Below are 14,552 nucleotides of genomic sequence, written 5' to 3'. Positions count from 1 at the left end.
CCGAAAAAACCCGGGGTGGGCCGCCACCGCGGCGGCGGCTCAGACGATCCCGAGCTCCAGCGCCTTCAGGACAGCCCGGGTGCGGTCACGGACACCGAGCTTGGAGAGGATATTCGAGACATGGTTCTTCACCGTGCCCTCCGCCACCCTGAGCGAATTGGCGATTTCCTTGTTGCTGTAGCCGCCCGAGAGAAGACGCAGGATCTCGGTCTCGCGCTCGGTGAGGGGGTCGGGCTGCTCCAGGCTGGAAAACTGGTTCTGGATGCGACCCACGCCAGCCAGCAGGCGCTGGGTGACCATCGGCGCCACAAGGGAGCCGCCGGCGGCGACGGTACGGACCGCTTCAACCAGTTGGTCGAGCGAGACATCCTTTAGCAGGTAGCCGCGCGCGCCCGCCTTCAGGCCAGCGAGGACAAGCTGGTCATCGTCGAAGGTGGTCAGGATGATCGTCGGCGGCAGCTCATTGCGGCCGCCAAGGGCCTGGAGCACCTCCAGGCCGCTCATGTTGGGCATACGCAGGTCGAGCAGCACGACGTCGGGACGAATCTGCGGGATGGCCTGGACCGCCTGGGCGCCATCGGCGCACTCGGCAATCACCCGGATATCGCCGGCAAGGTCGAGCAGCGAGCGTATGCCCTGGCGAACCAGGTTCTGATCGTCAACGAGGCAGACGGAGATCATGAAGGATCCTCGGAAGGAACGGGGATGGTGGCATGAGGAGGCAGCAGCGGGCTATCGCCCAGCGGCGGACGGGTGGGGGCGTGGGCCAGGGCCTGGACCTCGCCGAGCGGCAACCGCGCCGTGAGCGCGAAGCCACCCTCGGGCACATCGCGGAACGTTACGCTGCCGCCGAACTCGGCCAGGCGTTCGCGCATGCCATTCAGGCCGTTGCCGGGGCGAAACGTGCCCGCCACGCCCGCGATACCGCGACCATCGTCGCGCGCATCCAGGCACAGCTCATCGGGCCCGGTATGCCGGAAGGTAAGCCAGAGGTTGCGCGCGTTCGCATGGCGCACGGTGTTGGTGAGCAATTCTTGCACACAGCGCAGCAGCATCTGCGCCCGGCGTGGGTCCTCGACGCCGAAGCGCGGGGGAATGGCCAGGTGTACGGCGAGGCCGGGCACGCCCTCGGTGAGGCTTCGCAGCGCCTGGGTGAGGTCGATCGCATCATCCTGGCGCAGTTCGCTGACCACCTCGCGCACATCGGCAAGCAGCTGCTTCGCCGTGCTTTGCGCCTTCAGGACATGTTCGCGCGCCGTATCGTTGGTGAGGTGGCTGGCCACCTCGAGGTTGAGGCTCAAGGCGGTCAGGTGGTGGCCCACCAGGTCATGCAGGTCGCGGGCAATACGCATGCGCTCGGCGATACGCGTGGATTCGGCCAGCAGCGCCCGGGTGGCGCGCAATTCGGAATTCAGCTGGCGCAACTCCTCACGTTCATCCGCTTGCTGGCTGGCCACCATGGAGGTGATGAACATCAGCGCAGAAAAGCCGAAGTAGAGGCAGGCCTGCATGACCGAATAAATGAGGCCGAAACCGGGCAACTGCATGAGCACGGGAATGAGCGCAAGGTGCGCCACCACCATCCAGACCATGCCCACCGGGAGGCTGACCAGCCATGGCACCACCGCCGCCACGATCACCAGCAGCAGTGCCGAGAGACCACTCTTGCTCAGGATACCGATGGCCAGCGCGGTGCCCGTCAGGATCACCAGCACGGTGACGCGCGTCGGGCCGTCCACGCGGGAACCGAGGCTGCGTGTCAGCAGCCAATAGACCAGGCCGAACAGCAGGTAGCAGCCGGTCCAGGCCAGCAAGGCCATATCCGGGATCTGGCCGGGCTCGGAGCCTGCCCGCTGCAGTGAAAGCGGCAGGCCGACGCACAGGTAGACAAAGTACGTGGCGTACCGGAGCAGGCGGACGTGATTGAACTGGACCTTGGACATGCCCGAATCATAGGCCTTCGCGACGCCCGCGCCACCTGACTGAAGTCATGAGACCACACGCGGAAAGCGCAGGCTTTACAATGGTTTTACATCCGCCGCCGTGCCCCCGGCCCGCGGCCGGGCATGCCATAATGCCGCGCATCGGGCGGCCCGGGGGCCGCCTTCTTTTGAAACACCTGGATCGGAGTAACGAATGGCCCTTGCCATCCGCGACGTGCGCGAGCACGACCTGGATGCCGTGCTGGCGCTGAATAACGAAGCGGGCACCGGCATTCTCGCCACCGATCGCGACCGGTTGCGCCACCTGTACGAGATCGCGCACTACTTCCGCGTCGCCGAGCAGGATGGACGCATCGTCGGTTTCCTTGTCGCCATGCGCCAGGATGCCGAATACCAGAGTCCCAATTTCCGCTGGTTCCAGGCCCATTACGATTCGTTCGTGTACATCGACCGTATCGTGATCAAACACGATTTCCGTGGGCATGGCCTTGGCCGGGTCTTTTACTGTGATGTGCAAAGTTATGCCGAGGTACGCGTGCCGCTCCTGACCTGCGAAGTTTTCCTTGAACCCCGCAACGACCAGACGGTGCTGTTCCACGGCACCATGGGCTTCCAGGAAGTGGGCCAGCAGCAGATGGGCACCGATGGCCCGAAGGTGAGCCTGCTCGCCCGCGAGCTGCCCAGTTTCCCGTTTGTGCGCGAGCGCTACCTCGAACAGGATGGCCTGCCAGCCGTGCCTTGGCTGGCAGAACGCACCCGCCCGGCAGATCGCGGGGTGGCTGCATGAACGCCCGCGCCGAATCCCTGGAAGCCGCCTGCGACCTGCGCTTTGGCCAGGTAGGCATCGCTTGCGTGCGCGTGCGCCGCGTGGATGCCGCCGCCCTGGTGGAAGAACTGGAGCGCCGCGTGCGCTCGGCACCGCAGATGTTCACCCGCGCCGCGGTGGTGCTCGATCTCTCGCACCTGCAGAAGCTGCCCGACGACGGTATGGTCGACGCCCTGCTGGAAGCCATCCGCAGCGCTGGCATGCTGCCCGTAGGTATCGCCTACGGCACCAGCGAAACCGAGGCATTGGCCGAGCGCATGAACCTGCCGCTCATCGCCAAGTTCCGTGCGCAGTACGAGCCGGGCCAGGGCGAGGCTGCCGCGCCGGTCCCGGCCCTGCCGACGGCTTCGCGCGCCGAACCCGCGCCCGTGTTGGCCGCCGGCGCGGAGAACGGCACCGCGATCACCGCACAGCACCACACCGGTAGCGCCGTGCGCTCGGGCCAGCAGCTCTATGCCCGCGAGCGCGACCTCGTGGTCGCCGCCGCGGTGGCGAATGGCGCGGAAGTGATCGCCGATGGGTCCATCCACGTGTACGGCAGCCTGCGTGGCCGCGCCATGGCTGGCGCACAGGGCGATGAGACCGCCCGCATTTTCTGCTCCGATTTCCGCGCCGAGCTCGTCGCGATCGCGGGGCACTATCGCGTGTTCGAGGACATGCCCAAGGAATTCGAAGGCCAGGCCGTGCAATGCTGGCTCGACAATGGAAAACTCATGATCGCGCGCCTCTGACGCCGGTCCCCACCGTTTTTTGCGGAGATATCTCTTGACAGAAATTATCGTCGTCACCTCCGGCAAGGGCGGAGTCGGCAAGACCACCACCAGTGCCTCCCTCGCGACCGGCCTTGCTATCGAAGGCAAGAAGGTTGCCGTCATCGACTTCGACGTTGGCCTGCGCAACCTCGACCTGATCATGGGCTGCGAGCGCCGCGTGGTGTACGACTTCGTCAATGTCGTGCACGGCGAGGCCACGCTTAAGCAGGCCCTGATCAAGGACAAGCGCCACGAAAACCTGTACATCCTCGCCGCATCACAGACGCGCGATAAGGATGCCCTGACCCAGGAAGGCGTGGAGAAGGTACTCGAGGAGCTGACGAAGGAAGGTTTCGATTTCGTCGTGTGCGATTCGCCCGCCGGTATCGAGAAGGGCGCGCACCTGGCCATGTACTTCGCCGACCACGCCGTCGTCGTCGTGAACCCGGAGGTTTCCTCCGTGCGCGATTCCGACCGCATCCTCGGCCTGCTCGCCAGCAAGACCCGTCGCGCCGAAAAGGGCGAGTCCCCGATCAAGCAGCACCTGCTGCTTACGCGCTACAACCCGAACCGCGTCGAAGCCGGTGAGATGCTCAGCGTAAAGGACGTCGAGGACATCCTCGGTATCTCGGTCGTAGGCGTCATCCCCGAATCGGAGAACGTGCTCGCCGCGTCGAACGCAGGCGTGCCCGTCATCCTCGACGAGAACTCGAACGCCGGCCACGCCTACCGGGATACCGTCTCGCGCATCCTGGGCAACGAACGCCCGCTGCGTTTCCTTGAGCCGGTTAAGAAGGGCTTCCTCAAGCGCGTGTTCGGAGGTTAAGCATGGGTATCCTCGATTTCCTGAAGCGTAAGCCCGAGCCGAGCGCGGGCGTGGCCAAGGAGCGCCTGCGCATCATCGTTGCGCAGGAGCGTTCAACGCGTGGCGCCCCCGACTACCTGCCGCTGCTGCGTAATGAGCTGCTGGAAGTCATCCGCAAATACGTGAACGTCGACGTCGATGCCGTGAACATCAACCTCGAGCGTGATAGCGGCCATGAGATCCTTGAGCTCTCGGTCGCCCTGCCCGACGGCAAGCCCGCGTCGGCATGAGCGCGCCCGATCCCGCCGACGCGGTACTCCGCGTCGGCGACATCGGCTTTGACGAACCCCGCACCCTCCTCGCCCAGCACGGCCTCGCATTGATCGCGGTCGCTGATGGCGAGGCCATTCCCGGAAGTTTCTGGGGTGATACGGAAGCGGGCATCATCGGCACCACCGTGTATGCACGCGCCGATACACCGGTGCATTCGCTGTTGCACGAAGCCTGTCACCTGATCGTGCTGCCGGAAGAGAAGCGCGCGCTGGTGCATACGGATGCGACGGATTCGATCGAAGAAGAAGACGCGACCTGCTACCTGCAGATCGTGCTGGCCGGACACCTGCCTTCGGTGGGTTCGCTGCGCCTGATGGAAGACATGGACCGCTGGGGTTACACCTACCGCCTCGGTTCGACCCAGGCGTGGTTCGAACACGACGCCCCCGAAGCCCGTGCGTTTCTTCAAGCTCGCGGGTTGCCTGTCGCCTGACCTGTGGAAGCTCGCGTTGTGGACATGCCACTCTCGCTCGCTGAGTTAGGTCCGCGCATCTGCATTCTTGGGCCGTCGAATAGCGGCAAATCGACGCTCGCGGATGCGATCGCCCGGCACCAGGCTTTTACGGTAGTTCATCTGGATCAGTTGCACCATTTGCCGCATACGGAGTGGCAGCCACGTCCGCGCGAGGCGTTTCACGCCTTGCACGACGAGGCGATCCGTGGTGATTGCTGGGTGATCGATGGCAATTATTCGTCGTGCATGCCGCAGCGACTCGAGCGTGCGACGGGCGTCATCCTCCTTGATGTATCCACGTTCACCAGTTTGCAGCGCTACGTGCGTCGTACGTTATTCGATCGTCGGCGCATGGGTGGCTTGGAAGGTGCGCGCGAGCGTATTCACCGGGCAATGCTACGCCATATCATCTTTGCGACACCGGCGAATCGAACGCGCTACGCAGCGCTCTTCGAGAGCCTCGCCCTGCCGAAAGCGCGTCTCGCATCCGCACGTGCCCTGCAACGCGCTTACGCCACCTGGACGTTGCCCTACCCGCCCCTGTAGGAGCGCGCTTGCGCGCGACAGGTACTCGCGGCCGTAGGCCATTTCGACCAGGAGCGAAGGCATGATTCACTGACAGGCTCTAAGCAGAGCTAACACCTCGGGCGAAGGCGAAGAACCTGGCCGAATAAGCACGACGGACTTTCGACCGATAAGAGACAACACAACACCGATATGCCACTCAGCCGTCGTTGCCTGATCGCCTTGAATGGAAACGCCTCCATTCGCCAACGGTGAAATCAACACATGATGTGAAACCATGGTTTCACGCACACATTCGGCGTACTCATTCACAGACTTATCTGAAGGCGACTCCAGGAACTGTGGGGTGGGCTTGGACAATTTGTGATCTGCCGGCCCGCACGCTGAAATCGCCAGTAGCCAAGGGGTGACGACACAGAACGCGGCGCACGACCGGGATCCGCCCGACCCGATCACTATAGGCAAGCTGCGAGAAGCGTCAAGATTCCGGACTCCAGTGGCGGCGCCTTCGTCACGACCACAGCCGTCTTTCCTCCGATCAACGAAGGACTGGCGCCAACCCGCCATGAATTTATAGTCCCCACGTCACCTTCAACGTAGATGACACCACTCTTCGGCGGCGCAACCATGACGTGGTGCGATGGGAGTGACTTCTGTACGCACTCGACAAAATCTTGAGCGACCTTGTCCGAGGGTGGACCAAGCAACTCATGCCCGGGATTGTCGGATTTTGGTGACACCGACGAGCATGCGGCAGCAAGGACCGCGATAGGAAGCAGCAGCGCGTTCTTTAGCATGTCTAGAAAACGTTCAGATTGCAGTTGTTATTTGCACACGGCGTAAAGCGATCAATGCCTGCCTGGAACTGCTCAACGTAAGCCGGATCATCAAAATCGTAGTGCGCTCGCGTCCTCATTCCCCATCGATATGCATTTACTTCACTTCGGGCGCGTGGTGCGTATCCGGAGAAAATGTCGTTCGAGAAATTAATTCGTCCATTCAAATAATCAACAGCGTGATACATCTCGTGACCGAGGATTCCGCCAAGTTGTGCGACGTTGAAACCATTCTCGCCGACTGCGAGCGCGGAGATAACGATTGATCTGCCGTCGAAATTACCGGGATCGTTGACGGTGGCGCTCACGTCCACCTTAATCTTGGTGCCAGGCCTAAACAGATGGTTACTTCTAGCCAGGTCCGACACGATCTTGTGCTTGTTCTCACTCCAAGTCTGCGCAACCTTGTCAGTGCCCTCGCCGAAGATAAGGGTCGGGGTGGCGCCGAAATTGTCACCCGATCTGCCGAGATTGAAGTTGTCTGAAATTCGACGCATGCTCATGCATGTGTCACTGCAGTCATCGCGGCCGTCGGGATCGATAAAACTGTACGGATTATCGAGTGCGTAAGCGTATGAATTCGCCTTGCCTTGCAGTGGATCCCGACTCAAGAAACGGCCGACGGTCGGATCATAATATCGGGCCTGCATATAAACGAGGCTGGTTTCTTCATCGCCGTAATGGCTGGTGAACCCGGGCCCGCCAGATGGCCCGAGAACATCGGCCCCGAAGGGCTTCTTATCAAAAGTAGCTGTGACCTGGCCCTGCGCGTCAGCCGTCGCCAACACCGTGCCCTGCGGGTCAGAATAGTAGTAGGTCACCGTTTTCGCGACCGCGTCCCCAACGTGGCCACCGCGAATAACGCAAGCCACGCCGAAATTGCGGCACTCGCCGATAACGATCTATTCGAGATAACGCGACCCGTCGGCCGGTCCTTACGGCCACCTCCAGCAACCTTCCTGCCCATGCATTCCCCTTGCTTGATCCGGTAGACAACCGTACTGACTCGCATGGCGCGATGTCAGCCCCCTCGGTCCTCAACTCTAGGCGTGCACTCCCGGAGGAGCGGGTCGATGGTGCTAAAGCGAGCGCGGCCCTGTCAATAGGCCAAAATCAGCACGCTGCGAGCGCGCGCTGACAGAGGTCGCGCCTTCTCGAAGCAGCGATCAGCCCGGCTCGTTGCGCTCGATTTGCGAGACCACCTCGGTCGCCGCCGCGGCGCTCGTGTGTGACAAGCGGCGGCGCTCCATCGCGCCATACCAGACCCATGCCGCCAGGCCGATACCGCACAGCGTCGTGGCACCCAGCGCCAGGTACAACATGTTCGACGACAACACCGGCGACAGCACGCCCGCGACGATCGCCGTCATCAACAAGCTACCGAAGGCCTGTACCGACGATACGCCACCACGCTGGTTCGGGAACCGGTCCAGCAACAGGATCGTGATCGTCGGGAAAGCCATCTGCACGCCACAGCCATACAACGCCAACGGCACGGTCGACCACGGCACCCGCGGCGCATCCAGCACCAGCGCGAAGAACAGGCTCAACGCACAGCTCGACAGCATGGCCGCATAGCCCCAGCCCACCGTCTTCGCCGCACTGACCCGCCCTGCCACACGACCGGAGATGAACGCACCTGTCACCATGCCGGTCACTGTCGGCACGAAGAGCCACGGGAAACCATCCGCGCCCAGGTGCAGCACATCACGAATGAGGTGCGGCGCCGACGCGATATACAGGAACAAGCCCGAGAAGTTCACCGAACTCGCGATGGCCAGCGGCCAGAATGGCTTGTCCCGTGCGATCGCCAGGTAACCGCGCAACAACGGCCGCGGCCGGAACACCGTGCGCTTCTCGACCGGGTGCGACTCCACGAGAAAACGCATGATGCCCAGGACCAACAGCACCGTGAACGCGGTAAGCGCCCAGAAAATACCGCGCCAGCCATCGATCCCCAGCAACCACGCACCGACGATCGGCGCGATCGCCGGCGCGATACCGAAGATCATCATCACCTTCGACATCATCCGCTGCGCATCTTCCCCCTGCAGGGTGTCGCGCACGATCGCTCGGCCCACCACGATACCCGCGCCGCCGCACAGGCCCTGGATCACCCGGCAGGCAAGCAGGAAGCTGAAGCTCGGCGCCAGCGCCGCGCCCATCGAGGCCAGCGCATAGATACCCATCGCCACCACGATGACCGGCTTGCGCCCATAGGCATCAGAGATCGCGCCGTGGAACAGGCTCATCACCGCATAGGCCAGCAGGTACACGCTAAGCAGCTGCTGCAACGCCACCTCGCCCACGCCGAATGCGTGCCCGATATCCGGGAAGCCCGGGAAGATGGCATCGATGGAGAACGGCCCGATCATGCTCAGGGCCGCGAGAATCAAGGGAAGGTGGCGCCGCGGGTCGCGGGTCGCGGAGGTCATGGACCTTTAATCTGTACTGGGGAAGGCGGCCAGTATAGCCGTAAGTTGTGCTTGCCCTTGGCCCACGGCCGGTGCCCATAATCAGCCATGGAGGAAGCGCCACGTCGCGCGGGGCGGCGAGCAGGGTCACCCGGAACCATCCATGAGCCACGATACAGCGTCACTGAAAGCACGTGCGCAAGGCCTGCTGGAACAGGCAGGTATCACGATCAACGGCCAGCGGGCGACCGACCTCACGGTCCACGATGAACGCACCTACGCCCGGATATTCGCCCACGGCTCGCTCGGCCTGGGCGAGGCCTATATGGATGGCTGGTGGGATTGTCCTGACCTGCCCGGCTTCATGGCCCGCGTACTCACCTCGCACCTCGATGACTCCCTGCACACGCTGGATACCCTGCTCGCGCACCTGAAAGCCCGCTTCATCAACCTGCAGCGCGGCGACCACGCCTGGGAGGTGGGCCGCCAACACTACGACCTGGGCAACGACCTGTTCGAGCACATGCTGGGCAAGCGCCTCGTCTACTCGTGCGGGTACTGGGCCGATGCGTGGAACCTCGACGATGCCCAGGAGGCGAAGCTCGACCTGATCTGCCGCAAGCTGCAACTCGTGCCCGGGCAGCGCATCCTCGACATCGGCTGCGGCTGGGGCGAGGCGCTTAAGTTCGCGGCCGAACGCTACGGCGTCAGCGGCGTAGGCATCACCATCTCGAAGGAACAGGCCGAATACGCTCGCGAGCTTTGCCGCGGCCTGCCGATCGAGATCCGCCTGCAGGATTACCACGAGATCGACGAACGCTTCGACGCCGTGCTTTCGGTCGGGATGTTCGAACACGTCGGCGGGAAGAACTACCGGCCCTGGTTCGAGGTGGCGCGCCGCTGCGTACGCCCCGATGGCCTGGTCCTGCTGCACTGCATCGGCAGCAACGGCCCGGCAGGCCGCCCGGATCCGTGGATCGAGAAATACATCTTCCCCAACTCGGTCATCCCGGCGATGACCCAGGTGACCAGCGCGCTGGAAGGCCTGTTCGTCGTGGAGGACTGGCACAACTTCGGCACGGATTACGACCGCACCCTGCTGGCCTGGCAAGCCAACTTCGACGCCGCGTGGCCCGAGCTTTCCACCCGCTACGACGAGCGCTTCCGGCGCATGTGGCGGTTCTACCTGGGCTGTTCGGCCGGCGTGTTCCGCAGCCGGCGCGACCAGCTATGGCAGGTCACGCTCTCACCGCAGGGCGTGCCGGGCGGCATCCGCGTACCGCGGTAGACAAAACAACGACCTCCCGGCCCAGGGGGCGAAGCGTGTGACATCCGGGTGATCCTCCGGGGTCGGTGACTCAATGGGCGACGACCTGTGCAGGGCCCTTCGGTTTGCGTGCGAACCAGACCACGCCAATCGTGGCCAGCATGAGCAGCACCGCCCATTCGTAGAAGTCGTTGGTGGCGAGCATCACCGCCTGGCCGTCCACCATCTTCGAGAACAGCGCGGTAGCACTGGGCGTACTGATGCCTGCGTGCGAGGCGGCCGCGACCACAGCCGCTGGTGCCCGCTCATCCATCGCGGTGACCAGCTCCGCGCGGTTGAACTTGGACATGTGTTCCCAATAGGTCTGCACCAGCGACGAACCGAACGCCATGCACAGCACGCGGATGAAGTTCTGCAAGCCAGCCCCGTTGGCGATCTTCTCGGGTGGGAGCTCGGACACGCCGAGCGAGGTCAGTGAGATGACGCAGGCAGGAATGCCCGCACCCAGCACGAACATGGGGATGGCGACGGCCGCGTAGCCCACCTGCGAGGTAAGCAGGGCACGCATGGCGAAGGAGGTCGCCAGCACGCCCATGCCGTAGGTGACTAACCAGCGCGGATCCACCTTGGGCAGCAAGCGGCCGATGATCGGTGAACTGATGACGGCGAGGATGCCCATGGGCGCGGTGGCGTAGCCTGCCCATGTCGCGGTGTAGCCCATCTGCGTCTGCAACCACAGCGGCGTGAGCACGATGTTGCCGAAGAAGATGCCAAACATAAGGCTGATGCCCAGCGTCGACACCAGCCAGTTGCGCGACTTGAATACGGACAGGTCGATGACCGGATTGGCGTCGGTCAGCTCCCAGATGATCAGCGAGGCCAGCGACAACGCGGCGGCGACCGCGCAGCCAATGATGATGTTCGACGAGAACCAGTCGAGTTCTCGACCCTGGTCGATCATCACCTGGAACGAGGTGACGAAGGTGACCAGCAAGAGCAAGCCCACGCCATCGATGCGCGAACGGACCGCCGTGGTTTCACGCCCCTTGAGGACGTGCCATGTACCCAGCCCGACAAATAAGCCAAAGCCGATGTTGATGTAGAACACCCACTGCCAGCTCCAGTTATCGGAGATCAGGCCACCCAGGATCGGGCCGATGATCGGTGCCACCACTGTCATCATGCCCCACAGCGCCAGCGCAATATGCGCCTTCTGCTTTGGAAACACCGAGAGCAGCAGCGTCGATGACAACGGGATCAACGGACCACCCGCCAGTCCTTGCAGCACGCGGAACACGGTCAGGCTACCCAGCGACCACGACAGGCCACAGGCCACGGAGAACACGACGAACAGGACGACCGAGGTGAGGAACACCCGGACCTGGCCAAACTGGCGGACCAGCCAGCCGCTCAGTGGCACGGTGATCGCCTCGGCCACGGCATACGCGGTGATGATCCAGGTGCCTTCGGTGGTCGATACGCCGAGGTAGCCGGAGATCGTAGGCATGGAGACGTTGGTGATCGTCGTATCCAGCACCACGATGAAATTGCCCAACGACAACACGATCGCGGCGAGGACAAGTTTCGCGCCGCTGAGTGGCGGGAAGCCGGAGGATGACATGGGCTTACTCCCGCGCCTGGGCATTGCTCGCACTGGACGAGGTGAGGTCGACCGTGACATCCATCGACAACCCCACGCGCAACGGGTGCTTCGCAAGCTGCTCCGGTTCAAGGCGGACGCGGACCGGCAAGCGCTGCACGACCTTGATCCAGTTACCGGTGGCGTTCTGCGCGGGAATGATCGACAGCGCGGAACCGGTGCCGCCTTCGAAACCCTCGACATGGCCGTCGTAGACGACATCGTCGCCGTACAGATCGGAGGTCAGGCGAACGTGCTGCCCCGGCTGCACCTTCGCCAGCTGCACTTCCTTGAAGTTCGCGTCGACATAGATGCGGCCGATCGGCACCACGGTCATCAGGCGCATGCCGGCCTGGACCTGCTGGCCGACATCCACCGCGCGCTGGGTGACGATGCCACCGATCGGCGCGCGCAGCACGGTGCGCTCGAGGTTCACCTGTGCCTGCTGCAGGTGCGCCGCTGCCGCCCGCACCGCGGGGTTGGTTTCCACGGTGCTGTCATTGAACAGCGCGGCGTTGGCCTGGCGTGCACCGCCCGCCGCGGCAAACGCGGCACGAGCGACGTTCACACTCGCCTCGGCTTGTTGCAGCGTAGCGGTGGCCTCGCGCAGCGCGGTCTGCGCATCGGTGAGTTCCTGCGCGGAGACGCTGCCGCCATCGACCAGATTGCGCCGGCGCTTTTCGTCCAGCGTCGCCTTCTCGAATGTAGCGCGGGCTTTCGCCACATCGCTCTCGGCGCCGCGCACCTGCGCGTCGTGCAGGTCGACCTGCCCTGCCAGGTTGATGTCATTACGCATGACTTGCGTGACCTGGCGACGCGCACGGTCGAGTTCCGCCTCGGCCTGGGCAACGGCGATCCGCGCATCGGTATCGTCGAGGACGACCAGGACGTCGCCCGCATGCACCGCCGTCGTATCGACCACGCTGACCTGCTTGACGGGGCCACTCACCAGCGGCGTGATCTGGGCTACCTCGACATTGGTGTAGGCGTTATCCGTGGATACGGAGCGGCCGCCGAAAAACAGCAGCCAGCCGCCGATGCCGATCGCGAGCACCGCCACGGTGCCGCCAAGGATCGCAAAGGCGCGCTTGCGCTTGCCGCGCGCCGCCGCGGGCATCCCTGCCTCGGGTGTGGAAATCGTGGGGGCGAGGCCGTCGCTCATGGTGTCACCTGTGCCTGGAACGTGGGATGGGAGTTGAAGCCGCCGCCGAGCGCCTTGGTCAGGGCGATAGACAGTGCATACGCGCGCATGTGGATCGCCGTGGCATCGACCTGCGTTTGCAGCAGCAGATCTTCGGCCGTGAGCACGCTCTGGTAGTCGCTGAGGCCGCCTTCGTAGCGGGCCTTCGCAAGGCGGTAAGCCTTTTCGCTGCGGGTTTGCGCTTCATCGAGCGCGACCTGCCGGTCTTTAAGGGCGTCGAGGCTACGTGCCGCGTCGGCGGTCTCGTGCAGCGCCTGGGTCAAGGCTTCGTCATAGGTGGCGACGGCGAGGTCGTAATCCGCGCGGGCGCCTCGGTAGTTCGCACGCAAACGGCCGCCTTCGAAGATCGGCAGGTGAATCGCCGGGCCGATACCGCTGATGCCGGACCCCGCATCGGTCAGCCGGTTAAGGCCGAGCGACTGGAAGCCAATGAAGCCGACGAGGTTCACGTCAGGATAAAAGGCTGCACGCGCCACGCCGATGCGCTTCGCTGCCGCCTCCACGCGCCAGCGCGCAGCCATGACCTCGGGCTTGTGGCCGAGCAGATCAGCACCGAGGTTGGCAGGAAGCCCGGGCGCCTGCTGCGCCGGCAGCGTCGGCCGCGCGAGCGAGAGGCCACGATCGGGGCCTTTGCCGAGCAACGCGGCGATCGCGTTGCGAGTCAGTGCGACACGCTCGTCGACTTCGGCCAGCCGTGCCCGTGCAAGACTCACCCGCGCTGCGGCCTCCTCGACCGAGAGCTGTGAATCGAGGCCCTGGCCCAGGCGCTGCTGGGTCAGGCGCGCGGCCTCCTCGCGGTTGTGCAAGGTGGCCGTGGCGACATCGTGCACGTCGAGCAGGTAGGCAAACTGGACGTAGGCTTCCGCGACCGAGGTGGTCAGCAGGAGGCGCGCACCGGCGGCGTCGGCATCGGCGGCCCAGGTGTCGGAGACCGCGGCGCGCAGCGCGGAACGGTTCTTGCCCCAGAAGTCGAGTTCCCAGCTGAAGTCCAGCGTGGTCTGGGCGAGATCGTTCGTCCCATGCGGGACCGCGGTTGAAGGAATGATTCCGTTGTAGCTCAACTTTTCGTGATTCACCGAGCCATTGCCGGTCACGCTGGGCAGCAACGCCGCCCGGTCGGCGTCGGAACGCGCCAGTGCGGCACGAAGGCGCGCCTGGGCCTGGGCCATCGAGGGCGCATCTGCCAGCGCTTCACCCATCAACGCGTCGAGCTGCGGGTCTGCGAACGAGCGCCACCACGCATCGCTGGGCCAATCGCCCTGCGCCGCGGCGAAGCTCTGCTCGCTAGCCAGCGTCTCGCCGGCCTTGGGCACCGGGGTCGGACCCAGGTGCGGGATAGCGGCGCATCCGGCCAGGGCGAGGGAAAGGGCAAGCAGGCCCAGCGCGGGCGCGTGCCGCATTGCCCCGCCACGAAGCGCGGGGGCATCCGGTTTACGAAACGATAGACGTGGCACGACCGTGGCCTGAGAAGAGCGAATGCCACGCATACTAAACCGAGCGGTACGGTATTGTCAAACTACCCAGTACAGCTATTGTCAGCGCGGGATGGACGTGTCC

At 64.1% G+C, this 14,552-nt stretch carries 14 protein-coding genes; 7 read left to right on the top strand and 7 right to left on the bottom strand.

Features of this window, described 5'->3' with window-relative positions:
- Positions 1–39 precede the first annotated feature (39 nt).
- Positions 40–681 carry a response regulator transcription factor gene (locus tag VGN46_RS01430; protein ID WP_331639843.1) on the bottom strand — a complete coding sequence of 214 codons (642 nt, stop codon included), beginning with the start codon at positions 679–681 and terminating at the stop codon, positions 40–42.
- Positions 678–1,943 carry a sensor histidine kinase gene (locus tag VGN46_RS01425; protein WP_331639841.1) on the bottom strand — a complete coding sequence of 422 codons (1,266 nt, stop codon included), beginning with the start codon at positions 1,941–1,943 and terminating at the stop codon, positions 678–680. Before VGN46_RS01425 ends, VGN46_RS01430 begins: the two co-directional genes overlap by 4 nt.
- Before the next feature lie 193 nt (positions 1,944–2,136).
- On the opposite strand from VGN46_RS01425, the gene VGN46_RS01420 reads away from it, so the two are divergent.
- The 6 genes from VGN46_RS01420 to VGN46_RS01395 are packed head-to-tail and all read left to right on the top strand — an operon-like array spanning position 2,137 to position 5,659.
- Complete coding sequence (locus tag VGN46_RS01420) at positions 2,137–2,730, top strand: GNAT family N-acetyltransferase (RefSeq protein WP_331639839.1); 594 nt, start codon at positions 2,137–2,139, stop codon at positions 2,728–2,730.
- Positions 2,727–3,500: a septum site-determining protein MinC gene (minC, locus tag VGN46_RS01415; RefSeq protein WP_331639837.1), complete on the top strand. Its 774-nt coding sequence runs from the start codon at positions 2,727–2,729 to the stop codon at positions 3,498–3,500. Before VGN46_RS01420 ends, minC begins: the two co-directional genes overlap by 4 nt.
- A gap of 34 nt (positions 3,501–3,534) precedes the next feature.
- Complete coding sequence (gene minD, locus VGN46_RS01410; RefSeq protein WP_331639835.1) at positions 3,535–4,347, top strand: septum site-determining protein MinD; 813 nt, start codon at positions 3,535–3,537, stop codon at positions 4,345–4,347.
- A gap of 2 nt (positions 4,348–4,349) precedes the next feature.
- Positions 4,350–4,616, top strand: coding sequence for a cell division topological specificity factor MinE (gene minE, locus VGN46_RS01405; protein ID WP_247333550.1), 267 nt, complete (start codon positions 4,350–4,352; stop codon positions 4,614–4,616).
- Complete coding sequence (locus tag VGN46_RS01400; protein WP_331639831.1) at positions 4,613–5,092, top strand: hypothetical protein; 480 nt, start codon at positions 4,613–4,615, stop codon at positions 5,090–5,092. Before minE ends, VGN46_RS01400 begins: the two co-directional genes overlap by 4 nt.
- A 24-nt stretch (positions 5,093–5,116) precedes the next feature.
- Positions 5,117–5,659: an AAA family ATPase gene (locus VGN46_RS01395; protein WP_331639828.1), complete on the top strand. Its 543-nt coding sequence runs from the start codon at positions 5,117–5,119 to the stop codon at positions 5,657–5,659.
- A 778-nt stretch (positions 5,660–6,437) separates the two neighbouring features.
- Here VGN46_RS01395 and VGN46_RS01390 read toward each other — a convergent pair.
- Both VGN46_RS01390 and VGN46_RS01385 read right to left on the bottom strand, forming a co-directional pair.
- Positions 6,438–7,295, bottom strand: coding sequence for an RHS repeat-associated core domain-containing protein (locus VGN46_RS01390; RefSeq protein WP_331639826.1), 858 nt, complete (start codon positions 7,293–7,295; stop codon positions 6,438–6,440).
- A 345-nt stretch (positions 7,296–7,640) separates the two neighbouring features.
- Positions 7,641–8,909 carry a multidrug effflux MFS transporter gene (locus VGN46_RS01385; RefSeq protein WP_331639824.1) on the bottom strand — a complete coding sequence of 423 codons (1,269 nt, stop codon included), beginning with the start codon at positions 8,907–8,909 and terminating at the stop codon, positions 7,641–7,643.
- A 142-nt stretch (positions 8,910–9,051) separates the two neighbouring features.
- Between VGN46_RS01385 and cfa the strand changes: the two genes are divergently transcribed.
- A complete protein-coding gene (gene cfa / locus VGN46_RS01380) occupies positions 9,052–10,176 on the top strand; it encodes a cyclopropane fatty acyl phospholipid synthase (RefSeq protein WP_331639822.1) in 1,125 nt (374 codons plus the stop codon).
- A 70-nt stretch (positions 10,177–10,246) separates the two neighbouring features.
- Here cfa and VGN46_RS01375 read toward each other — a convergent pair whose 3' ends face one another.
- From VGN46_RS01375 to VGN46_RS01365, 3 genes are read right to left on the bottom strand one after another with little or no spacing between them, the layout of a single operon-like run.
- Positions 10,247–11,776, bottom strand: a complete 1,530-nt coding sequence (locus VGN46_RS01375) for a DHA2 family efflux MFS transporter permease subunit (RefSeq protein WP_331639820.1) — start codon at positions 11,774–11,776, stop codon at positions 10,247–10,249.
- Between the two features lie 4 nt (positions 11,777–11,780).
- Positions 11,781–12,956 carry an HlyD family secretion protein gene (locus tag VGN46_RS01370; protein ID WP_331639818.1) on the bottom strand — a complete coding sequence of 392 codons (1,176 nt, stop codon included), beginning with the start codon at positions 12,954–12,956 and terminating at the stop codon, positions 11,781–11,783.
- A complete protein-coding gene (locus tag VGN46_RS01365; RefSeq protein ID WP_331639815.1) occupies positions 12,953–14,395 on the bottom strand; it encodes an efflux transporter outer membrane subunit in 1,443 nt (480 codons plus the stop codon). The genes VGN46_RS01370 and VGN46_RS01365 overlap by 4 nt, the downstream gene beginning before the upstream one ends.
- Positions 14,396–14,552 lie beyond the last annotated feature (157 nt).

This window comes from Luteibacter sp. (genome assembly GCF_036500425.1).
In the GTDB taxonomy this organism is placed as follows: Bacteria; Pseudomonadota; Gammaproteobacteria; order Xanthomonadales; family Rhodanobacteraceae; genus Luteibacter.
Note: the sequence above shows the minus strand (reverse complement) of the source record. Positions and strands in the feature narration are given on the sequence as shown.

Excerpts from the sequence above, each read along its gene's own strand:
- VGN46_RS01400 (WP_331639831.1), top strand. The coding sequence starts at position 4,613 with ATGAGCGCGCCCGATCCCGCCGACGCGGTACTCCGCGTCGGCGACATC.
- VGN46_RS01370 (WP_331639818.1), bottom strand. The coding sequence starts at position 12,956 with ATGAGCGACGGCCTCGCCCCCACGATTTCCACACCCGAGGCAGGGATG.
- minC (WP_331639837.1), top strand. The coding sequence starts at position 2,727 with ATGAACGCCCGCGCCGAATCCCTGGAAGCCGCCTGCGACCTGCGCTTT.
- VGN46_RS01375 (WP_331639820.1), bottom strand. The coding sequence starts at position 11,776 with ATGTCATCCTCCGGCTTCCCGCCACTCAGCGGCGCGAAACTTGTCCTC.
- VGN46_RS01430 (WP_331639843.1), bottom strand. The coding sequence starts at position 681 with ATGATCTCCGTCTGCCTCGTTGACGATCAGAACCTGGTTCGCCAGGGC.
- VGN46_RS01365 (WP_331639815.1), bottom strand. The coding sequence starts at position 14,395 with ATGCGGCACGCGCCCGCGCTGGGCCTGCTTGCCCTTTCCCTCGCCCTG.
- VGN46_RS01385 (WP_331639824.1), bottom strand. The coding sequence starts at position 8,909 with ATGACCTCCGCGACCCGCGACCCGCGGCGCCACCTTCCCTTGATTCTC.
- cfa (WP_331639822.1), top strand. The coding sequence starts at position 9,052 with ATGAGCCACGATACAGCGTCACTGAAAGCACGTGCGCAAGGCCTGCTG.
- VGN46_RS01425 (WP_331639841.1), bottom strand. The coding sequence starts at position 1,943 with ATGTCCAAGGTCCAGTTCAATCACGTCCGCCTGCTCCGGTACGCCACG.
- minE (WP_247333550.1), top strand. The coding sequence starts at position 4,350 with ATGGGTATCCTCGATTTCCTGAAGCGTAAGCCCGAGCCGAGCGCGGGC.
- VGN46_RS01420 (WP_331639839.1), top strand. The coding sequence starts at position 2,137 with ATGGCCCTTGCCATCCGCGACGTGCGCGAGCACGACCTGGATGCCGTG.
- VGN46_RS01395 (WP_331639828.1), top strand. The coding sequence starts at position 5,117 with ATGCCACTCTCGCTCGCTGAGTTAGGTCCGCGCATCTGCATTCTTGGG.